Origin of the sequence: Acinetobacter sp. ANC 5054 (assembly GCF_002135295.1) — a bacterium.
GTDB lineage: Bacteria > Pseudomonadota > Gammaproteobacteria > Pseudomonadales > Moraxellaceae > Acinetobacter.
This window is the reverse complement of sequence record NZ_NEGG01000004.1, coordinates 185,686-207,383: the sequence shown is the minus strand read 5'-3', so window position 1 is coordinate 207,383 and position 21,698 is coordinate 185,686. Positions and strand designations below refer to the sequence as shown.

General features: G+C 39.6%; 22 protein-coding genes. 13 read left to right on the top strand and 9 right to left on the bottom strand.

Annotated features, from left to right (window positions below; translation table 11 throughout):
* Window positions 1–194 precede the first annotated feature (194 nt).
* The 3 genes from B9T33_RS06075 to B9T33_RS06065 all read left to right on the top strand — a co-directional run bounded on the left by B9T33_RS06075 (window position 195) and on the right by B9T33_RS06065 (window position 3,032).
* Complete coding sequence (locus B9T33_RS06075) at window positions 195–1,517, top strand: NCS2 family permease (protein ID WP_086178058.1); 1,323 nt, start codon at window positions 195–197, stop codon at window positions 1,515–1,517.
* Window positions 1,518–1,597: 80 nt separating this feature from the next.
* On the top strand, window positions 1,598–2,599 hold the full coding sequence (locus B9T33_RS06070; protein WP_086178057.1) for an adenosine deaminase: 1,002 nt from the start codon (window positions 1,598–1,600) through the stop codon (window positions 2,597–2,599).
* A 64-nt stretch (window positions 2,600–2,663) separates the two neighbouring features.
* Window positions 2,664–3,032, top strand: coding sequence for a hypothetical protein (locus tag B9T33_RS06065; RefSeq protein WP_086178056.1), 369 nt, complete (start codon window positions 2,664–2,666; stop codon window positions 3,030–3,032).
* A 64-nt stretch (window positions 3,033–3,096) separates the two neighbouring features.
* Here the strand turns inward: B9T33_RS06065 and B9T33_RS06060 are convergent, their stop codons facing one another.
* Complete coding sequence (locus B9T33_RS06060; RefSeq protein ID WP_086178055.1) at window positions 3,097–3,654, bottom strand: cytochrome b; 558 nt, start codon at window positions 3,652–3,654, stop codon at window positions 3,097–3,099.
* Window positions 3,655–3,865: 211 nt separating this feature from the next.
* On the opposite strand from B9T33_RS06060, the gene B9T33_RS06055 reads away from it, so the two are divergent.
* Both B9T33_RS06055 and rnhB read left to right on the top strand, forming a co-directional pair.
* On the top strand, window positions 3,866–4,255 hold the full coding sequence (locus B9T33_RS06055) for a hypothetical protein (protein WP_086178096.1): 390 nt from the start codon (window positions 3,866–3,868) through the stop codon (window positions 4,253–4,255).
* Window positions 4,256–4,343: 88 nt separating this feature from the next.
* Window positions 4,344–4,922 carry a ribonuclease HII gene (rnhB, locus tag B9T33_RS06050; protein WP_086178054.1) on the top strand — a complete coding sequence of 193 codons (579 nt, stop codon included), beginning with the start codon at window positions 4,344–4,346 and terminating at the stop codon, window positions 4,920–4,922.
* A gap of 76 nt (window positions 4,923–4,998) precedes the next feature.
* On the opposite strand, the gene csrA is transcribed toward rnhB, so the two are convergent.
* The 4 genes from csrA to B9T33_RS06030 all read right to left on the bottom strand — a co-directional run bounded on the left by csrA (window position 4,999) and on the right by B9T33_RS06030 (window position 10,916).
* Complete coding sequence (csrA, locus tag B9T33_RS06045; RefSeq protein WP_086178053.1) at window positions 4,999–5,253, bottom strand: carbon storage regulator CsrA; 255 nt, start codon at window positions 5,251–5,253, stop codon at window positions 4,999–5,001.
* Between the two features lie 252 nt (window positions 5,254–5,505).
* Entirely contained in the window at window positions 5,506–6,786 is a 1,281-nt protein-coding gene (locus tag B9T33_RS06040) for an aspartate kinase (protein WP_086178052.1), read from the bottom strand.
* Window positions 6,787–7,136: 350 nt separating this feature from the next.
* Entirely contained in the window at window positions 7,137–9,830 is a 2,694-nt protein-coding gene (alaS, locus tag B9T33_RS06035) for an alanine--tRNA ligase (protein WP_171263586.1), read from the bottom strand.
* A gap of 327 nt (window positions 9,831–10,157) precedes the next feature.
* Window positions 10,158–10,916 (bottom strand): hypothetical protein, encoded by a 759-nt coding sequence (locus B9T33_RS06030; RefSeq protein WP_143223999.1) that lies wholly within the window; start codon window positions 10,914–10,916, stop codon window positions 10,158–10,160.
* Between the two features lie 232 nt (window positions 10,917–11,148).
* Here B9T33_RS06030 and gap point away from each other — a divergent pair, with 232 nt between their 5' ends.
* Window positions 11,149–12,177: a type I glyceraldehyde-3-phosphate dehydrogenase gene (gene gap, locus B9T33_RS06025; protein WP_086178049.1), complete on the top strand. Its 1,029-nt coding sequence runs from the start codon at window positions 11,149–11,151 to the stop codon at window positions 12,175–12,177.
* A gap of 193 nt (window positions 12,178–12,370) precedes the next feature.
* On the top strand, window positions 12,371–12,673 hold the full coding sequence (locus B9T33_RS06020) for a hypothetical protein (RefSeq protein WP_086178095.1): 303 nt from the start codon (window positions 12,371–12,373) through the stop codon (window positions 12,671–12,673).
* Between the two features lie 65 nt (window positions 12,674–12,738).
* Here the strand turns inward: B9T33_RS06020 and B9T33_RS06015 are convergent, their stop codons facing one another.
* Window positions 12,739–13,038: an AzlD family protein gene (locus B9T33_RS06015; RefSeq protein WP_086178048.1), complete on the bottom strand. Its 300-nt coding sequence runs from the start codon at window positions 13,036–13,038 to the stop codon at window positions 12,739–12,741.
* Window positions 13,035–13,781 (bottom strand): AzlC family ABC transporter permease, encoded by a 747-nt coding sequence (locus B9T33_RS06010; protein WP_086178047.1) that lies wholly within the window; start codon window positions 13,779–13,781, stop codon window positions 13,035–13,037. Before B9T33_RS06010 ends, B9T33_RS06015 begins: the two co-directional genes overlap by 4 nt.
* Before the next feature lie 141 nt (window positions 13,782–13,922).
* Here B9T33_RS06010 and B9T33_RS06005 point away from each other — a divergent pair, with 141 nt between their 5' ends.
* The 6 genes from B9T33_RS06005 to B9T33_RS05980 all read left to right on the top strand — a co-directional run bounded on the left by B9T33_RS06005 (window position 13,923) and on the right by B9T33_RS05980 (window position 19,564).
* The gene (locus B9T33_RS06005) at window positions 13,923–14,378 is read left to right on the top strand and encodes an Lrp/AsnC family transcriptional regulator (protein ID WP_086178046.1); all 456 of its coding nucleotides are present in this window, start codon (window positions 13,923–13,925) and stop codon (window positions 14,376–14,378) included.
* 323 nt (window positions 14,379–14,701) lie between these two features.
* Window positions 14,702–15,868 carry an ATP phosphoribosyltransferase regulatory subunit gene (locus tag B9T33_RS06000; RefSeq protein WP_086178045.1) on the top strand — a complete coding sequence of 389 codons (1,167 nt, stop codon included), beginning with the start codon at window positions 14,702–14,704 and terminating at the stop codon, window positions 15,866–15,868.
* A 65-nt stretch (window positions 15,869–15,933) separates the two neighbouring features.
* Entirely contained in the window at window positions 15,934–17,253 is a 1,320-nt protein-coding gene (locus tag B9T33_RS05995) for an adenylosuccinate synthase (protein ID WP_086178044.1), read from the top strand.
* A gap of 206 nt (window positions 17,254–17,459) precedes the next feature.
* Entirely contained in the window at window positions 17,460–18,263 is an 804-nt protein-coding gene (locus B9T33_RS05990) for a M48 family metallopeptidase (protein WP_086178043.1), read from the top strand.
* Window positions 18,264–18,362: 99 nt separating this feature from the next.
* Window positions 18,363–18,671 (top strand): hypothetical protein, encoded by a 309-nt coding sequence (locus tag B9T33_RS05985; RefSeq protein WP_086178042.1) that lies wholly within the window; start codon window positions 18,363–18,365, stop codon window positions 18,669–18,671.
* A gap of 113 nt (window positions 18,672–18,784) precedes the next feature.
* Window positions 18,785–19,564, top strand: coding sequence for a M48 family metallopeptidase (locus B9T33_RS05980; protein ID WP_086178041.1), 780 nt, complete (start codon window positions 18,785–18,787; stop codon window positions 19,562–19,564).
* A gap of 190 nt (window positions 19,565–19,754) precedes the next feature.
* Here the strand turns inward: B9T33_RS05980 and B9T33_RS05975 are convergent, their stop codons facing one another.
* Together B9T33_RS05975 and B9T33_RS05970 are read right to left on the bottom strand one after the other, a co-directional pair.
* Window positions 19,755–20,237, bottom strand: coding sequence for an FKBP-type peptidyl-prolyl cis-trans isomerase (locus B9T33_RS05975; protein WP_086178040.1), 483 nt, complete (start codon window positions 20,235–20,237; stop codon window positions 19,755–19,757).
* A 136-nt stretch (window positions 20,238–20,373) separates the two neighbouring features.
* Window positions 20,374–21,675 carry an NAD(P)/FAD-dependent oxidoreductase gene (locus tag B9T33_RS05970; RefSeq protein WP_086178039.1) on the bottom strand — a complete coding sequence of 434 codons (1,302 nt, stop codon included), beginning with the start codon at window positions 21,673–21,675 and terminating at the stop codon, window positions 20,374–20,376.
* Window positions 21,676–21,698: the final 23 nt, after the last annotated feature.

Sequence of the window (21,698 nt, the reverse complement as noted above, 5' to 3'; positions counted from 1 at the left end):
TGCAGCTTTTTTGTTTGCAAATTCAAGCTATAGCATAAGTGTAAACGCTTGAAATTAGGATTATTTTAAACCCTTAATCAGCCAAACTGGCATGTACATTGCTAGGTCATTCACAAAATTAGTGATGATTCATGATCATAATTAATTTTGTGGAATGCTAAAAGGCATCAAGTTTACTTAATAGGGGCTAGGTCATGACGACTCCTAATCCATCTTCAGAAAATGTGCTTGAACGTTTGTTTAAACTCAGTGAAAACAAAACAACGTTTAAAACAGAAGTGATCGCAGGTGTAACGACATTCTTAACAATGTGCTACATCATTATTGTCAATCCAATGATTTTATCCTCAACGGGTATGGATCATGGAGCTGTCTTTGTCGCAACGTGTCTTGCAGCTGCAATTGGCTGTTTAGTTATGGGTTTAGTGGCTAACTATCCAATTGCACTTGCACCGGGTATGGGGCTAAATGCTTACTTTACCTATTCTGTGTGCTTAGGTATGAATGTGCCATGGCAAACGGCTTTAGCAGCAGTATTTGTGTCGGGTCTTATTTTTATCGCAATCAGTATGTTTAAAATACGAGAAGCGATTGTCAATGCGATTCCAATGTCACTTAAACTAGCAATTGGTGGTGGTATCGGTTTATTCCTTGCACTTGTTGCGTTGAAAAATGCCGGAATCATTGTTAAAAATGATGCCACTCTAGTCGGTTTGGGTGACTTAAGTCAGCCGCCTGCGTTGCTTGCATTGTTGGGCTTTTTCCTGATTGTGATTATGCATCAGTTTAAAGTTCGTGGTTCAATCATCATCAGTATCCTTGCAATTACAGCGATTGCGACCATGCTTGGTTTTAATGAATTCCAAGGTGTAGTCGGTGAAATTCCTTCAATTGCACCCACTTTCTTACAAATGGATTTTTCTGGCCTATTTGAAGCAAGCCTTGTTGGTGTAATTTTCGTTTTCTTCTTGGTCGACTTGTTTGACTCAACTGGTACCTTGGTTGGTGTGTCACACCGTGCAGGTTTGTTGAAAGATGGTAAATTACCTCGTTTGAAAAAGGCACTTTTTGCTGACTCATCTGCAATTGTAGCGGGTGCAGCACTCGGTACTTCTTCAACGACACCTTATATTGAATCTTCTGCGGGTGTTGCAGCAGGTGGTCGTACAGGTTTAACCGCAGTCGTAGTTGCTGTTCTATTCTTGCTTTGCTTATTCTTGGCGCCATTGGCACAATCTGTACCTGGTTTTGCAACTGCACCAGCTTTGCTATTTGTTGGTGTATTGATGATTCAAGGTATCGTTCACATTGAATGGGATGATATTACAGAAGCTGTTCCTGCATTCTTAACCATTACATTTATGCCGTTTACGTACTCAATTGCAGACGGTATCGCAATGGGCTTCATTAGTTATGCACTAGTGAAATTGTTCACTGGCAAAGCAGCAACTGTACCGTATATGGTATGGATTATTGCAGCGCTTTGGACACTTAAATTTGCGATGTTTGGTGGTTAATTCACCCTAAGCCATCAAGGGTGTAAACGTTGTTTACACCCTTTTTTATTTTCTGAACTTAAATAGAACGAGGATATGCTATGAACTCTATTGAATTAATACAATCCATGCCAAAAGCTGAATTGCATGTGCATATTGAAGGGACATTTGAGCCTGAATTAATGTTTGCGATTGCACAGCGTAACCACATTGAAATTCCCTACAAATCGGTTGAAGAAGTCAAACAAGCTTATAACTTCCACAATTTACAATCATTTCTAGATATTTATTATGCAGGTGCAAATGTACTGATTGTGGAACAAGATTTTTATGATCTGGCGATGGCATATTTTGAAAAATGTGCAGCAGACAATGTTGTTCATACTGAGATGTTCTTTGATCCTCAAACGCATACAGATCGTGGTATTTCATTCGAAACAGTGATCAATGGTTTGCAACGTGCATGTGATGATGCCAAAGCTAAATTTAGTATTACATCGCATCTCATCATGTGTTTCCTGCGACACTTATCTGAAGAAGCTGCATTTGCAACATTAGAGCAAGCGCTACCTTATAAAGATCAAATTATTGGTGTAGGTTTAGATTCGAGTGAAGTCGGTCATCCACCTGCTAAATTTGAACGCGTATTTGCAAAGGCGCGTGAAGAAGGCTTCTTGATTGTCGCGCATGCAGGAGAAGAAGGGCCAGCAGAATATGTGTGGGAAGCACTCGATTTACTCAAAGTGAACCGTGTTGACCATGGCGTACGTTCTGAAGAGGATTCTGCACTAATGCAGCGTTTAATTGCTGAAAAAATGCCGTTGACGGTTTGTCCACTGAGTAATTTGAAGCTTTGTGTGGTCAATGATATGGTAGATCACAATATCAAACGTCTGCTGCAACAGGGCGTGCATGTTACTGTCAATTCAGATGATCCATCATATTTTGGCGGGTATATGAATGACAATTTCATCGCAATTGCAGAAGCATTAGATTTAAACAATGCTGAATTAAAACAACTTGCTATCAACTCATTTGAAGCCTCATTTATTGATGATGCTGAAAAAAATAAGTGGGTAGAAAAGATCAAGGCATTGAATTAATAAACGGCATATAATGTCTAGGCAGTGATTTATCACTGCCTTTTTTCTTTTTGAAGTAAATACCATGAAATTTAGTTGTTCTCATGCTGTAATCTTAGTCTTAGCAATGTCATTTCTTTGTTTTACATCAACTGCAATGGCGGATAAATCACAAAGTTTAAGCCAAAAAATGTTGAAGCCTGTGATTGAATATCAATGTGGGCAAGAGCTGAATGCTTCAAAAGTGTGGAAAGGGGCTGCGATGTTTATGAATGCGCAGCAAAAAAAGGATAACCAAACGGCCATTTGTGAATGTGTGAGTAATCATGCAATGGATGACATGAGCGCTAAAGACTTAATGACAGCAGCAATGAATGAGACTGAAAAAAATAAATTAATTTCTAAAGCAGTACTGAATAGCTTACGTGGTTGTGCTCAACAAGCTTTGAGCTAAATGATGCATAACATAAAAGCCACATGAAGTGGCTTTTTTATTGTGTCGCAAATTTAAAATTACATTAGCTTTTAGGCTGTCTGGTCATGCTTTTGAGTACATGATCTTTATCAATAAAATGATGTTTAAGTGCTGCAAGAATATGGCCAACTAACAATAAACCCGCTGCCCATGAAATCCAAATATGAAGTGGTTTAACGATGCTTAAAAGTTCTGGGTTATCTTGGACTAAACGTGGAATCTCAAACAAATACAAGACTGGTGCAGGGTGGCCAGCACTCCAGCTAAATAAACAGCCTGTAATCGGTAATGCCAGTAAAACCATATACAGTGCTAAATGACCTAAATGTGCCAATTTTTTCATCAGTGGCGACATCGTCGCAGGCAGCTCTGGTGCAGGGTGGGTGTATCGCCAGAAAATTCGAATCACGACCAAAAAGATAATCGTAGTCGCAATATTTTTATGTAGGGTAATGACTTGTCCTTTAAAACTGCCATCGACATCATAGCTTAGAAAATTTCCACTATAAAACCCGATAATCCAAGCTGCAATAAAGATCAGCGCCATAATCCAATGGAGTAACTGAGCGGTACGTGTGTAGTAGGTGGAATTGTTTTTCATGGGGAATGAGCTGCATTTTAGTTCCCAATATTTTAAATCAAGTGGGTGGCAAACACGAAGTATGAATATGAGACACAGTGTTGAAAATATGCAACAACTGGTCTGATGAATAACTGCACATTTACCGAAATTCATTTAAAATATGCATATCTTGAAAGGTGCCAATTGGGGCACAATACACATGTTTATTAACATAACAAAGGATTTATCTGTGAAAAAATTAGTTGCTGTACTTGCACCTCTTACATTAGTTCTTACTGCATGTGCTGCTACAGGTACTACGGGTACAGGTACAACTACTGCTGCAACATCGGCAAATAGCTTAGCAATGATGGCAGTTAAAGTAGGTGTTCAAGCGAAATGTGTAACTGAGTTAAATAACAACACTTACTGGAAAACAGGTTCAAAACTTTTAACTGAAACTCAGAAATCTGAACTTCAAACTGAAGTATGTTCATGTGTTGGTGAAAAAGCGACGACAAGCGTAACTGCAACTGATCTTGTTGTTGCTGCGATGGATAAAACGTCACAAGCAAATTTGGCTGCTAAAATCGTAACGAATACTTTAAATGCATGTGTAGTTGAAACATTCAAAAAATAAGATAAATGTTTAATACGATCCTTAAAACTCAATAAATCAATTTTTGAGTCCATTAAGGATCGTTTTTTATGGTTAGAGAGAAGTGAAGATGAAAATTGCGGGCGCAGATGAAGCTGGTCGTGGTCCATTGGTTGGTTCTGTGGTTGCGGCGGCAGTGATATTAGATCCAGAAAATCCAATTGAAGGATTGAACGATTCTAAAAAGTTAACTGAAAAAAAACGTGAAAAGTTATTCATTGAAATTAAAGAAAAAGCCTTAGCTTGGGCGATTGCTGAAAGTTCGGCGCAAGAAATTGATGAAATTAATATTCTACAAGCATCGTTACTGGCAATGCGCCGTGCCGTAGAGAAATTAAATATTCAGCCTGACCATTTGTTGGTAGATGGCAATAAAGTACCACAAGGCTTAAGCATGAGCTGTGATGCGGTCGTGGGGGGTGATGCAATCCATCCAGAAATTTCCGCAGCAAGTATTTTAGCGAAAGTGACACGTGACCATGAAATGGTGGAGCTTGATCAAAAATATCCGCAATACGGTTTTGCTAAGCATAAAGGCTACCCAACCAAGGCGCATTTTGAAGCTATTGCTGAATTTGGTGTGATAGATGAACATCGACGTAGTTTTGGACCCGTACGTAAAGTTTTAGAAGCGCAGGGTTTAAACTAAAGCGCTGAGACAATTAAAGTCCCCCAAAAATTTAAAGCGGCCTAATCAGCCGCTTTATTTTCAAACAAACTTAATCTTAGCGATTAAAGTTGTTTTGAGAAAAATCAGTCTCTTCAAACGATGGCTGATATTCTTGATCAATGTTTTGGAGATGTTCGTGCATCGCGCGTTCATGTTGAATTCGTTGGTAGATTTCTTCACGATGAACAGATACTTCTTTTGGAGCATTCACGCCAATACGAACCTGATTACCTTTTACACCAAGTACAGTCACGCTAACTTGGTCCCCAATCATTAATGTTTCTCCGACACGACGAGTCAGAATCAGCATGTTTATCTCCTTGCAAAATGCAAAACCTGCAATTGATCTGTTATGTAAAAATCATAACCTGTAAAAGCAAAAAAATAATAACAGCGTATCTGTGACAATCGTTGTAGCAGATACAAATCTATTATATTTTCAAAATCCTCAAAGTTAATATAACAGAGCCACTATAAAAAAAACTATAGTGGCTCTGTATTTTTACGATGTTTTTCAAAATCTGTCTAACAATGACAAATTTTGACACAGAACATGGTTAAATTATGCGCGAACGCTAGATTCGCCTGATTCGCGATCCAAACCAAATGCAGTGTGTAGAGCACGTACAGCAAGCTCTAGGTATTTTTCATCGATGATTACTGAAATTTTAATTTCAGAGGTTGAGATCATGAGAATGTTGATACCTTCTTTCGCAAGGGCAGTAAACATTTTGCTTGCAACACCTGCGTGTGAACGCATACCAACACCTACGATTGACACTTTAACGATGTCAGAGCGTGTAGCGACTTCACGCGCACCAATTTCTTGAGCAGTAGCTTCTAAAATTGCTTTTGCTTTTGGTAATTCACCACGGTTTACAGTAAACGTGAAATCAGTTGTACCGTCTTCTTCAACGTTTTGGATAATCATATCCACTTCAACGTTTGCATCGCCAATAGGTGACAAGATATTTGAGGCAATTCCTGGTTTGTCAGGAACACCTAAAATAGTTAATTTTGCTTCGTCACGGTTAAACGCGATACCTGAGATAATTGGTTGTTCCATGTTGTCTTCCGCTTCAGTGGTGATTAGTGTTCCGACGTTTTGTTTGAAATTTTCGTCGAATGCGCCATCATCGTCATTATCAAAACTTGATAATACGCGTAAAGGCACTTGGTATTTACCTGCAAATTCGACAGAGCGAATTTGAAGTACTTTTGAACCAAGTGATGCCATTTCAAGCATTTCTTCAAAAGAAATACGATCAACTTTTTTTGCTTTTGGAGCGACACGTGGGTCAGTGGTATAAACACCGTCCACATCTGTGTAAATTTGGCATTCATCTGCTTTAAGTGCAGCAGCAAGTGCAACACCTGAAGTGTCTGAACCACCACGACCAAGTGTAGTTGTATTGCCTTCAGCGTCAAAGCCTTGGAAACCAGCAACGACAATCACACGGCCTGCATCGAGATGTGAAGTCATGACATCAGTGTCAATTGCTTCAATACGTGCTTTGGTAAATGCGCTGTCGGTTTTAATACCAACTTGACGACCTGTTAATGATTTAGCTTCAACACCAATAGAGTTTAGTGCCATTGCTAACATAGAAATCGTTACCTGTTCACCTGTAGACACCATTTGGTCTAATTCGCGTGGATCAGGGGTTTCGGTAATGGCTTTCGCTAAAGCAAGTAGACGATTGGTTTCGCCACTCATCGCCGATACAACAACCACAACTTTGTGACCGTGATCATGCCAACGCTTTACACGACGAGCAACATTTAAAATGCGCTCGGGAGTACCCATTGAGGTACCGCCATATTTTTGAACGATTAATGCCATAACTATCCTTACCAAGTAAATAAGTCCTAAGACTTAAAGCACTTACACATATTTTAAGACCGCTATAATTGTGCGGTTTTAATATACCACGTAGCTCCTGAACAGCATGCTGTGTAATCCAGCGGTGCAATTCAATTGATACTTTGTGTCCGCAGGGAGTTTAAATAAACTCAGCCTTTTAGACTCCATCTTCATCATAGGCCAGCATTTAACTGTAGTTTCCATATGATGCTTGAGTTTGCGCTTACACGCTCAACATCCATTCAGTAGGATCCAGCATTAAAAAACACACTGCTGAATGGTGTTGATGTGCTGAAGGCGCTAGACCTTCAGCGATAGGACTTTTGGTCTTATTTTGCAGCTAACCATGCAACAAGGTCAGTCATTACAGCTTCAAGTTTGTCGCTATATGGTGCACCACCTTGAGCCATATCAGGTTTACCACCACCTTTACCACCCAGTTCTTGACCAAGGTGTTTGATGATGTCACCTGCTTTTACAGTTGCTGTATATTCTTTAGCAACTGAAGCAATCAAGCTCACTTTGTCAGCATCTACAGCAGCAATCACAATCACAGCATTGTCTAACTTAGATTTCACACCGTCATGTAGGTTGCGAAGTGATTTCGCATCTACATTGTTCACAGTCGTGATTAAAGTTTGACGACCTGCAATCTCTTGAACTTGACCTAAAAGCTCAGCCGCTTGGAAGCTCGCTAATTTTTGGTTCAATTGTTCAATTTGTTTTTGCAGGCTAGATGCAGTGTGAGAAAGTGCTTCCACTTTTTCTAACGTTTGATCTTTCTGTGCTTTGAGCAAATCGTTGATTGCGTGAATGTCACGATCAGCTTTTTGAGCAGCTTCAACCGCTTTCGTACCTGTAACCGCTTCAATACGACGAACGCCCGCAGCAACACCACCTTCAGAAGTGATCTTGAATAGGCCGATATCACCTGTACGTTTTACGTGAATACCACCACAAAGTTCGATAGAGAAGTTTTTATCGTCTTTGCTTGTACCCATTGAAAGTACACGTACTTCATCACCGTATTTCTCACCGAACAACATCATTGCGCCTTTTTCTTTGGCAGCATCGATGTCTAAAAGTTCAGTTGAAACCGCTGTGTTGGCAATCACTTCAGCATTGACAATACGTTCAATTTCTTGAAGCTGTTCAAATGACACAGGTTGATCATTGGCAAAGTCAAAACGTAACAGTTCGCTAGCAACCAATGAACCTTTTTGCTGAACGTGTGCACCCAAAACTTGGCGAAGGGCAGCGTGTAGAAGGTGAGTCGCAGAGTGGTTGCGTGCAGTTGCATCACGGATGTCTGCTTTAACAGTCGCTTCTACAGATTGAGCGGCTTTAAGGTTACCCATCGTCACGATACCTTGGTGTACAAAAGCGCCACCAGATTTTTTGGTATCTTGAACTTCAAAAATACCTGTATCGTTTTTGAATAGACCTGTATCACCAACCTGACCACCGCTTTCTGCATAGAAAGGAGTTTGGTTCAATACGATCAGTGCTTCGTCGCCTTCAAATACTTCGTTAACTTGTTCGCCATCTTTATAGATCGCAACAATTTGACCTTGACCTTGAGTTGCGTCATAGCCATCAAATTGAGTTTCGCCTTCAACTTTCACAATTGAGTTGTAGTCGACAGCGAATTTACCTGCATCACGTGCACGTTGACGTTGAGCAGCCATTTCAACTTCAAAGCCAGCTTCATCAATGGTTAAATCACGTTCACGAGCAATATCAGCAGTTAAGTCAGTCGGGAAGCCGTAAGTGTCATAGAGTTTAAATACAGTTTCGCCCGGAATCACTGAACCTTTCAGTTGAGCCAATTCGCCTTCAAGCAATTTCAAACCTTGCTCTAAAGTTTTAGCGAATTGTTCTTCTTCTTTCAAAAGCTGTGCTTCGATACGCGCTTTTTGTGCTTCAAGTTCAGGATATGCAGCACCCATCACGTTAATTAGCGGTTGAAGCATTTTATGGAAGAATGAACCAGTCGCACCTAATTTGTTACCGTGACGTACTGCGCGACGGATAATACGACGAAGTACATAACCACGACCTTCATTTGAAGGGTTTACACCGTCAGCAATCAAGAAACAACATGAACGCGCGTGGTCAGCAACAACTTTAAGTGAAGCAGGGTATTCAACTGGCTTACCAGCTTCTTTAGCAGCAGCTTCAAGATCAGTGGTATCTAAACCGATAATTTCTGCCGCATCTTTCAATAAGTTTTGGAATAGGTCAATTTCGTAGTTTGAGTTTACATGTTGTAAAACTGCTGAAATACGTTCTAAGCCCATACCTGTATCTACAGATGGTGCTGGAAGTTCATGCAGTACGCCATCAGCAGTACGGTTGAACTGCATGAATACGTTGTTCCAAATTTCAATGAAACGGTCGCCATCTTCTTCAGGAGTGCCCGGTAAGCCGCCCCAAATATGGTCGCCATGGTCAAAGAAAATTTCAGAACATGGACCGCAAGGACCTGTATCGCCCATTGCCCAGAAGTTATCTGATGCGTATTTTTCGCCTTTGTTGTCACCAATACGGATGATACGTGAAGCATCTAGTCCAATTTCTTTGTTCCAGATATCAAAAGCTTCGTCATCGGTATGATAAACAGTGGCATAGAGTTTATCTTTAGGAAGCGCTAACCATTCTTCGCCAGTTAAAAAGTCCCATGCGAATTTAATGGCATCACGTTTGAAGTAATCACCAAATGAGAAGTTACCCAACATTTCAAAGAATGTGTGGTGACGTGCTGTATAACCAACGTTATCTAAGTCGTTGTGTTTACCGCCTGCACGTACGCATTTTTGTGATGATGTTGCACGTACGTAGTCACGCTTTTCTAAACCTAAGAAACAGTCTTTGAACTGGTTCATACCTGCGTTGGTGAACAATAATGTTGGATCGTTGGCAGGTACCAGAGAACTCGACGCGACACGTGTATGCCCTTGCGATTCAAAGTAGCTTAAAAAAGCTTCGCGAATTTCAGCTGATGTCATAAAACGAGTACTCACAACCAAGTCTCTCCTAATTTCGATTTGGTAATAGCATATCAAGCAAGTCTTACAAAATTTTAAAGCTGGCTTGAGATGCTGACATAAAATTTAAAAACGCTAAATTATAACGGAAAAAGGCGTAGCGACCAATGATTTTCAATGAACTATATGACTTTTTATATAATTCATTTGAATTGATTCATTTTCATTATAGTTGTGAAAATTTTGGCTATTTTTATTCAACGGCACTTTGGTTTATTTATAAATTCAGGATCAAATTTATGATGGAATTTTGACTGAAATCCTAAACGCATTTTCAAATTTTAAAGACGTTAATGAATCAGCTTATAAGTCGGGATCATTCTTTTTAATGTGTTGAATCGGATATTCCTTGCCATCAAATTTAAGCTGATAACGACCTTGGTCATGTTCAACGATCGCTTTGCAGTTTTGGTGATTGTAATGGCTGTTAATGCTCGACTCTTTAATAAGGAAAATAGGGTAGCCCTTATAGGTTTGATTGCTGATATGTAAGCTTCGCTTAAATTCCTCAGTATTCCAGTCATCACAAGCACTTTGTGTGCTGCTGTTATAGTTGGTCATCAATCCATTTAAGACAACTGAAATTTTTGAATCCGTATGAATAGCATAAAGGTTGAGTAGTCGTTTTGATGAATTAATGCCGCCTATGTGCGATTGTTTTAAAGCAATACCCACTAACTCCTGATCTTTTGCATAGGCGTTGAGATCAAATTGAACATTGTCTAAACGTGTCGTAGGCACAATGCCCTTAGGTGATTTAAAAACCTTTAGTACTTGTAATGTGTCTTTATCTAAAAGGTAAAGCTTTAGATCATAATTGCCCGCATTGTCTTGAATTACGCCAGTTGCATTGCTTGAAAGGGCTAATAACCGATGACTATACTGAAGTTGAATGCAGTCCTGAAATGCAGGTTGCTTGTCATTGTCATTGTCATTGTCTGGGAATAGGCGTTGTAATTTTTGTATCTCTGATGATGAGCAGTGTTGATAGAGTTGAGCTTTAGTTTCAGTTGAACCAATGAGAAATATAAAAAAGAGTGAGCTAGAGACGTAAATTTGCATTGTAGATTTAAGCTTTTGCCAGAAAAAATATAATGCTTGTTGTGATTGCTTCTTCATTGTGATTTTTGGTCTATAGAATATTTTTCTTCATTATAAAGTCGAAAAGCTATTTTGAATATTTTCACTCAACACCCATTTTAATAAGTATTAAGAGAATTAATGATTACGAATTATGGTTGAAATCCTTTAATATAAAGGCGCTTTATCAATGTTTTAATGTGAAGGAAAGGGCATGCAACAAGTGGCAATTAATGGATTTGGTCGAATCGGACGTAATGTTTTACGTGCATGGTTTGAAAATCCGAAAGAATTTCATTTTGAAATTGTTGCCATTAACGATATTGCTGATGTTGAAACAATGGTTCATCTGTTTAAGTACGACACCACGCATGGTCGTTTTGCAGGTCAAGTCGAAATCATTGAACAAGATGGTGCTATTTTTCTAGAGATCTCTTGTGCTCAAGCACATCTAAAAGTCCAAGTGTTAAATGAAGCGGAACCTGTAAATTTACCTTGGCATCAACTTAACATAGATGTTGTACTTGAATGTACGGGTTTATTCCGTTCACGCGAAGCAGCGACTCAGCACATCACAGCAGGCGCTAAACGTGTCATTATTGGCGCAGCTCCTTTTGATACGGTGGATGCTGCAATTGTCTATGGTGTGAATCATCAGGACGTGAAAGCAGTAGACCAAATTATTTCCAGTGTGTCGTGTACTACACAAGCTTTGGTGCCATTAGTTAAAATTATTGACGATGCGTTTGGGATAGAAACAGCGTTGATGACTGAAATCCATGCTGTAACTGCAGATCAAGCAGTATTGGATCATGCGCACCGTGACTTACGTCGTGCACGTGCTTCAGGGCATAATATTATTCCAACGACTTCTTCTGCTTTGGGTGCATTAAAACGTGTGATGCCAAAAATGGAAGGACGGATAGATGGTTATTCAATTCGAGTACCGACCATTAATGTTGCTGCAATTGATTTAACCTTTATTGCACAATCGCCTGTAACGGTGCATCGGATCAATGAAGTATTGGTCAAATCTGCTCAGCATGACTATGCTGAAATTATGCAAGTCACAGATGAACCATTAGTGTCGTCTGATTTTAATCATTCACCATATTCTTTAATTGTCGATTTAACTCAAACGATGGTGGTGGGTAATCAAGTCAAAGTCTTTGCGTGGTATGACAACGAATGGGGTTATGCAAATCGTTTATTGGACTTATGTGAAAGCTTTCATTTGACTTAAAGATTAAATTTAAATGAATGAGCATCTAGAAATGGGTGCTTTTTTATGAGATTGAAAATATTGTGCTGTTTAAAAAATTAAATGCATCAGTTTTGGTCGAATAATATTGAAAACATTAAAATATTCACAGTGTTCACTGATTTTTTAGTTAAGATAAAAGCAAATATATTTATAAAGAGTCTTGATCATGATGCTGATGTTACTTTGGGGATTCATTTTATTATTATCATTAGCAGTCATCTTTCTGATTTGGTTGCAATTTAATCGTGACGTTTCACAATCGACAGCACATGAAACTTTGCCGCTTGAAGAGAAAGTGGTGCATTTAGAAGGTAACTTAAAAAAGACCTTGGAAATTATGCAAGATCTTGCGAAGAAAATGCATACGCAACAAGAAGTGCTCGATCAAACGACGCATAAATTACAACAAGTTGAATTACAGAATGCAGAATTAGTGAACCTATTAGCAAAAGTGGTAAAGCCAGCTCAGGACTAAATTAAAGAATCAATAAAAACCCATGAACTTAAATGATCATGGGTTTTTTGCATGATTGATACCTGTTAGACCAAAACTAAACGTAAAACCGCAGCAGAGAGCATACTTATCACCACTGTAGGCAGTAAGGAAAATTTAGAAGCCGCAAATAAGGTAATCATCATGGCAATCATATCGGCTGGATTATCTTTTACAAAATAGGGCGCAATCACTGAAATCAATACACAACCAGGGATGACTTCCATGATTTGCCGCTGCTTGTTGGTCAAGGTGCGATTTTTCAGCAAGATATAGCCTAATACTCGAGTGAGATAAGTGGTTAAGGCAATGAAGGCGATAGTGATGAGTGTAGCTGAATTGATCATGCCTCATCTCCAATCAAGAAAAATGCGGAGATAATCCCACTGATCGCGCCAATCGGCACATACCAACCCGAAGGTAAATACACATAGGCAATTGCTGCAGCAAGCAAACTGATGAGCCAAGGTCGAGCGGCTTTCATACCTTTCCACATGCCACGTAACAAAACTAAAAACACCGCTGGAAATGCCATATCAAAACCAAAACGATGTACGTCGCCAAGTATGGGGCCAATCACAGCACCTAATGTCGTAAATCCTACCCACATGCAATACAGTGCAAAGCATAGACCAGCATAAAACATCATACTAAATGCGCGTTGATAGCCAACATGATGTGCTTTTTTTTGTGCATCTGCCAGACTCATCGCCCAACTTTCATCCACCATAAAAAACAAAGCGCTATAAACTGTTTTGTTGGGTAAATGACGTAAATAAGGTACTAAACTGGCCCCCATTAAGATGTGTCGGCTATTTACCAAAAACGTGATAAACATCAACATGAGAATGTTGGGAGGGTTGGTCCAGACTTCTAAAATGGCGAACTCAGAACCCCCAGCAAAATTGAGACCTGTCAGCAGCGGTACTTCGAGGCTGGAAAATCCTTTTTGTGTCGCTTGTGTCCCCAGCACTAAAGCAAAAGGAATGATTCCAAGGAGCATTGGAATTGATGTTTTTAGTCCACGTTTAAACTCAATCATATTGTCAGTAGCATGAGTATTGGCAGTGGTATTTCTAAACATCTGCATGACGTTTTCCAATGAAAAAATGCAAGATGAGTATTTTATGTATAAATTTATGAAATTTGGCGTTCAATTAAGCAAGAAATACAGACAAAAAGACATTATATTGCTAGATTTGGTGAATATTTGGAATATAGTGCTGAGTTGATGGATCAGATTGATAAACGTATCTTGCAAGAACTACAACAGAATGGAAAATTACAAAATAATGAACTTGCTCAATTGGTTGGTTTGTCTCCTTCACCGTGTTTACGTCGCGTAAAACAACTTGAGGACGATGGTTATATTGAAAAGTATGTGGCCTTGCTTAATTCATCTAAGTTGAAACTCGGTTTAACCGTATTTGCGCGAATTTGGTTAAAAGGTCAAGATGCTCATACAGTTAATACTTTTGTTGATGCAATTCGGGGTATGCCAGAAGTGGTTGAATGCCAGCTTATGGCAGGGGACTGTGATTTTTTCTTAAGAATAGTCGTAGAGGATTTAGAGGCTTATCGTAAATTTCAAATTCACCATTTAACGCAGATCGAATGCGTGCAAAATGTCAAAACTGAAATACCTTTACAGACCGTGAAAAAGACCACAGCACTCCCTTTGGGCTAAAGTTTTCAGCAAAAATCTAAATGCTTGAACTCTATTAATTTTTATCAAAAGTGTTTTAGCTTGCAATTGTTGAATAAATTAATGAATTATTTTTTATCAAATGGTTGAAAACATAATGAATAATGAGACTGAAAATTATCATATAAACAAATGCTTATAGTTAATTAAAAGTAAGTTTGATTATTCTATAAGTGGTTGTGCATCTTTTGTGAAAAAGTGGTGTGCAAGCTGAAAACTATCGTGCTAAACTAGGAGAAATCGGGTGTGCTCCCGATTTTTTTATGCGGATTCGTTCCGCGCTGACATGAATTTAGGTTTACAACATGCCCATTTCAGAGACATGGTTATTACCTGATGGTGTAGCTGATGTACTGCCAGAACAGGCGCAAGTGATTGAATCTTTGCGTCGTAAAGCATTAGATTTCCTCGCATCTCGAGGTTATCAGTTGGTGTACACGCCATTCATTGAATACATCGAATCTCTATCTTCTCTTTCAGAATCGAATCAAGATTTAGACTTAGCCACTTTTAAAGTAATCGATCAACTTTCAGGTCGTTTACTTGGTGTGCGTGCCGATATGACACCACAAGTGGCTCGTATTGATGCGCATGTACATCCTGTCGAAGGGGTAGCTCGTTATTGCTACGCTGGTACAGTACTACATACTAAGCCTCAGGGATTTAATACCACGCGTGCACCTTTACAATTAGGTGCAGAACTTTTCGGTTCCGACAGCATTGATGCTGACGTTGAATTGATCGATGTCATGATTAACTTGCTTAAAACAGCAGGTCATGCAGACGGTATCCATCTAGATTTAGGGCATGTCGGATTATTCCGTAGCTTAGTGAAGCAAGCTGGTTTGAGCAAAGCGATTGAGCGTCAACTTTCTGACTTGTATCAACGTAAGGCTTTACCAGAGCTGGCTGAGTTCACGCAAACACTTCCTTTTGGTCAAGATTTTTATACCTTGGGTCGTTTCTCAAGTGACTTAGACTCGCTTCAAGCAAATTTAAGTGCTGAAGTGCTGAACGACGAAGCGTTTAAACTGGCATTTGACGCGGTTAAGTCAACCCAAGCTGCAATCCAAGCGCGTTGGCCAGAACTCCAAATTGGTATTGATGTCGTTGAACTTCGTTCATATCACTACCACACTGGTTTAATGTATGCAGTTTATGCACCAAACCGCGCTGAACCTTTGGCTAAAGGCGGGCGTTATGATGGTATCGGTGAACACTTTGGTCGTGCACGTCCAGCGACAGGTTTCTCATGTGACTTATATGCGTTAACCGCAGGTCAAGTTCAGAAAACCCAAGTTTTGGCAGCACCGAAAGGTATCGAAACAGATTTGTTAGATGCAATTGAAGCAGCACGAACTGAAGGGTTTAGTGTGGTTCAGTTGTTAGGTAATGATGATTTAAACTCTGTTCCACATGCAACACATCAACTTGTGAATGCGAATGGTGAGTGGACAATCCAAAAAATTTAATCGCGTTGTGCTTTTCGGAGCACAAACTTTTTTCAATTTTAACAGCATGATGCAATGAGGCTATTATGGGCAAGAATGTTGTGGTACTGGGTACCCAATGGGGCGACGAAGGTAAAGGTAAGATCGTCGACCTGCTCACAGATCAAGCGGCTGCGGTAGTTCGTTATCAAGGCGGACATAACGCAGGTCATACACTTGTGGTTGGTGGTAAGAAAACTGTATTACACCTCATTCCATCTGGTATTTTACGTGAAAACGTATTGTGCTTAATTGGTAACGGTGTTGTTCTTTCTCCTGAAGCTTTAATCAAAGAGATGGATATTCTTGAGAAAGAAGGCGTACCTGTACGTGAGCGTCTTCGTATTTCTCCAAACTGTCCATTGATTCTTCCACATCACATTGCTCTTGACCAAGCACGTGAAATTAAACGTGGTAATGCGAAAATTGGTACGACAGGTCGTGGTATCGGTCCAGCTTATGAAGATAAAGTTGCGCGTCGTGCAATCCGTGTTGCTGACTTGGTTCGTGGTGGTGAACATCTTAAAGCTCAATTAGAAGAGCTTCTTGAATACCATAACTTCCAATTGACTCAATTCTTCGGTGTTGAAGCAGTTAAAGTTGAAGATGTGATTGCACTTTGTGACGAATGGCGCAAAGTAATCGCGCCTATGGTAATTGATGTAACTGGTGAGTTGCACAAATATCGTAAAGCGGGTGAAAAAATCATGTTTGAAGGCGCGCAAGGTTCACTTCTTGACGTTGACCATGGTACATATCCGTATGTTACTTCTTCAAACACAACTGCTGGTGGCGTAAGCTCAGGTTCTGGTCTTGGTCCTTTGCACCTTGACTATGTATTGGGTATCACTAAGGCATACACAACTCGTGTAGGTGCTGGTCCATTTCCAACTGAACTTGTTTACGATGCTGCTAACGATGTTGGTGATGCAATCGGTAAACACTTGGGTACTGTTGGTTCAGAATTTGGTGCGTCTACAGGCCGTCAACGTCGTTGTGGTTGGTTTGATGCTGAAATTCTACGCCGTTCTGTAGAAGTGAACTCACTTTCAGGTATTTGCTTAACTAAACTCGACGTTCTTGACGGTTTAGAAGAAGTGAAAATCTGTGTAGGTTACGAAGCAGCTGATTCAGGTTGCGTAGGTTCTTCAGATGCGCTTGCATTTGAAACTTTAAAACCAATCTACGAAACTATGCCAGGTTGGTCTGAGTCTACTTTCGGTGCTAAATCACTTGATCAATTGCCACAAAATGCAATTAACTACATCAATCGTATTGAGCAGTTAATTGAATGTCCAATTGACATCGTTTCTACTGGTCCAGACCGTGAAGAAACAATTGTTCTACGTCACCCATTCGATGCTTAATTTGCATTTGAATCTATGATGTAAAAAGGCCTCGCATTTGCGGGGCTTTTTATTGCTTGAACTCTTCAAGTAAAATTAAGAATTTAATAAATTGTTAAATTTAAATAATGGATAATTAACAAAATTGAAAAATTAATCACAAAAATCTTGAGAAGTGACATTTTTTGTATATATTTGACACTCTTTATAAATAATTAGAGATCGTGATGAATTATAAAAAATCTTTGGCATGTTTTGCCGTAGCAGCTTCTTTATCAGGTTGTACCACAATTGCCGATTTGGCCGGTGCTGATTCAGCATCATTAAATTTACAAGCCACACAATCTTATAATGCTATGCTGAAAGATGCACAAAGCAAACAAGTTCTTGATACAAAGTCTGCGACATATCAAAAAGTAAATCGTGTATTTTTGAAAATGAAACCTTTTGCAGATCAAATGAACCAAACAGGGCAGGCATTTGATTGGAAAGTGGCCGTTATTAAATCTAAAGAAATTAACGCCTATGTGGCACCAGGTGGCAAAGTGGTGTTTTACACAGGGATTGTTGAAACTTTAAAACTGACCGATGATGAAGTGGCTGCAATCATGGGGCATGAAATGGTGCATGCTTTAGAAGAGCATGCAAAAAATAAAATTGGTGCAACCGCATTAACCAACTTAGCCGTAGGCATTGGTGCGCAATATGTAGGTAATGCAGCAGGTGGTTATGGTGCAACTTTACTGGATTTGGGTAGCCAGTTTGGTGTGGGCTTACCATATTCGCGTAATTTAGAAAGTCGTGCAGATAAAGGTGGTTTGGTGATGATGGCGAAGGCGGGTTATAACCCAGAGTCAGCCATTTCATTGTGGAAAAAAATGAACGCGAATGACAACAGTGGAAATGATGCACTCAGCAAGTTTATGTCAACTCACCCAAGTAATAATGACCGTATTGCTGCGATGCAAAAAATGATGCCAGAAGCACAGCAGTATTATAAAAATGCGACACCTTCGAGTGTACGTCGTTAATTCGCCACAATTTCAAGACTAAAGTTGCATTTTAGTCAGCTATACACCACAGGTGAAGTTGCTAAAATGCATACTTAAAGTCGGAAGAGTTATTGCTGGATGCAAAAAAATATATCAACAACCATTTTTTATTCTTTGTTGTTTGCAATGGGCGGGGCACCGACCATTGCAATGATGATTATTCGTGCGCAAACTCAAGATCCTGCAATTGTGTATCAAGCTTTGATTGGATTATCGGTAATTATTGCCTGTATTTTGGTTCCAATTATTCTGATTCAAAATGCCTACCTATTTTTTAAACGTAAAGATGAACAATTAGAAATTAAAATAAAGCCGATGCTGAATGTTTATCTTGGCTTGAATGTTATTTGTTTAGTTTACTGGTTGGCGCTGCAGTTTTTGGTTTAAGAAAGTTACATAAATACTATTATTTAACGCTATATATTCGCTTTAAGCTCCATGTCATAAGAATATAATATTGAAATTATTTACTTATATTTTAATGGTCTGGAGTAACCTTGATGAAAAAAATAATTTTCGCGAGCGTTTGTATGGCGAGTGTGATCACTATTTCGGGCTGTGCAACGTTTGCAGATATGGCAGGTGCTGATTCTGCAACTTTAAATGCCCAAGCAACGCAAAGTTATAACCAAATGGTCACTGAAGCGCGTTCTAAAAACCAGTTGGATACCTCATCAAATACCTATAAACGTATTAATACTGTATTCCAAAAACTTCGCCCAGTTGCGAACCAAATGAACCAAACAGGTCAAGCATTCCAATGGCAGCTTGCTGTGATGAAATCAGATCAAGTTAACGCCTTTGTTGCGCCAGGCGGTAAGGTTGTGTTCTATACAGGCATTGTGAACAAACTCAATTTAACGGATGCTGAAATTGCGGCAGTAATGGGCCATGAAATGGTGCATGCACTTGAAGAACATGCGAAAAGTAAATTGGGTGCACAAGCCCTGACAGACCTTGCATTAAACATCGGTTTAAATGCAGCAGGCAGTAATGTAGGTCAGTTAGGCACAGCAGCTGCACAATTGGGTAGTCAAATTGGTGTAGGTCTACCTTATTCGCGCTCACTAGAAAGCCGTGCTGACCAAGGCGGTTTAATGCTGATGGCGCGTGCAGGATATAACCCACAAGCGGCTATTACCCTTTGGGAAAAAATGAATAAACTTGAAGGTGCGGGCGGAGCATCGTTCCTTTCGACTCACCCTTCGAACTCACAACGTATTGATGCGATGCGCAAAAACTTACCTGCAGCACAGCAAGTTTATAACCAACGTAAATAATGCTGAGGCAACTGAATTAAAGCAGGCAATCGCCTGCTTTTTTAATGCTTTAAAATTATTTGCCTATTTTTGAATGACAAAATTGTAGGTATTAAATTGAAAAGATCTTGTGGGCATAAAATGATCTAAATTCAGCAATAAAAAAAGGCAAAGTAAAAACTTTGCCTTTTCGATGTCGATCTAAAAGATCTTAGTGGTGGTGACCACCTACACCGTGTACGTGACCGTGTTCAAGTTCTTCAGCAGAAGCTTCACGGATTTCAACGATTTCAACTTCGAAAGTCAAATCTTGACCAGCAAGTGGGAAGTTAGCATCAACAACAACGTTGTCGCCTTCAACTGCTTTAACAGTAACGATTTGAACGCCGTCATCAGTTTGAGCTTGGAATTGCATACCAGCTTGGATGTTGTCCACGCCTTGGAACATTTGAGCAGGAACTTCTTGAACTAGGTCAGGGTTGTATTCGCCATAACCTTCAGCTGCAGGAACGTTTACAGTGAATTTTTCGCCAACTGTTTTGCCTTCAAGTGCTTTTTCTAGACCTGGGATGATGTTACCAGCGCCGTGCAAATATGCTAGTGGCTCACCTTGAGATTGGTCGAGAGTTTCACCCTCTGCATTAGTCAATGTGTAGTGGAAAGAAACCACAGAGTTATTTGCAATAGCAGTCATGTTATTGATCCATTCAATTTTTTAAGGGTTACATCATAAAGTGAAATTACATTTTTGTAGACTAAATTTATCAAAAAAATGCAATTTTCAGGTGTTTATGGTGCTTTTTTCATTAATAGGGGCGAAAATTAAAATTTCAATGCAATTTAATTTTTGGCGCAATTTTTCGTGTAACAAAATCTTTGGCTGTCAGTAAACCTGCATGGGCATAACCGTAGATTGTCGCTTGATGCATACGGTAGAGCGAAACGTACATCGACTTTGCCACGAAACCTTGAATATTGACTTGCCCAAGTAGTTCACCTACAGCTTTACGTTTACTCAGGGAAACCAATGAGCCTTTGTCTGAAAATACAAACATGGGTAGCTGTTGACCACGTATTCGTGCTTTTAAGCAATCGACAAGAAAAGAAGCCTGTTGGCTTGCAACTTGCGCACGTGGTCCAAGTACAGGCTCATCCGCACGTGGCTGGCATTGTGCACAATCACCAAAGGCAAAAATGTCGGGATAGGCTTTAGTTTGTAAAGTGGCATAGACACTTAAACGCCCCATGCGGTCTTTTTCAAAACCTTCCAGTTTGGATATGACTTCAGGTGTTTTAATGCCTGCAGCCCAGACTTTTAATTCTGCTTTAATACGACTGCCATCATTAAAATAAACATTCTCAGCATCAACTTTTTCAACTCGCTTAGATGTGAGTACTTCAATTTTCATGCGTTGTAGTTGCTGCTGCGCATGTTCAGCCATTTTTTCAGGCAGTGCAGGAAGTATTCGATCTGCACCTTCAATTAAATTGATTTGCACACTTTTGGGATGGATTTTATTCAAGCCATATTTGTAAAAATTATGTTTAGCCTCAACCAACTCGGCAGACAATTCAACACCAGTTGCACCTGCGCCAATAATGGCGATTTTTAAATCACGTTCAGTATTATTGTTTTGAGCATCTAAATAGAGCTGCAGTAGATCTTGCTGAAAAATTTCCGCCTGTTGTAAGCTGTCAAGATAATGGCAGTGTTCATATACGCCAGGTGTATTAAAATCATTAGAGACAGAACCCACAGCTAAAACGAGAGTGTCGTAGTTTAAAGTGAGCTGTTCCTGTGCTGATTCATATTTACCAAGCTGTATTGTACTGAGTTGAATCTGTTTGTTTACTGGGTCAACATTTTCAAATTTGGCCAATACAAATTCATAATGATGTTTTGCCGCATGTGCAAAATAATTAATTTCTTCTTCACTGACGGACATCGTGCCCGCAGCAATTTCATGTAATAGCGGTTTCCAAACATGGGTTAGTTTCATATCGACCAAGGTAATGCGAGCTTTTTTTTTCTTACCAATTAAATCTCCCAGTTGCGTAACAAGTTCTAAACCACCTGCGCCACCACCGACGATCACGATATGATGTAACTTGGTGTTATCCACGTTATTCATTGAAATACCTATTTATTATTGTA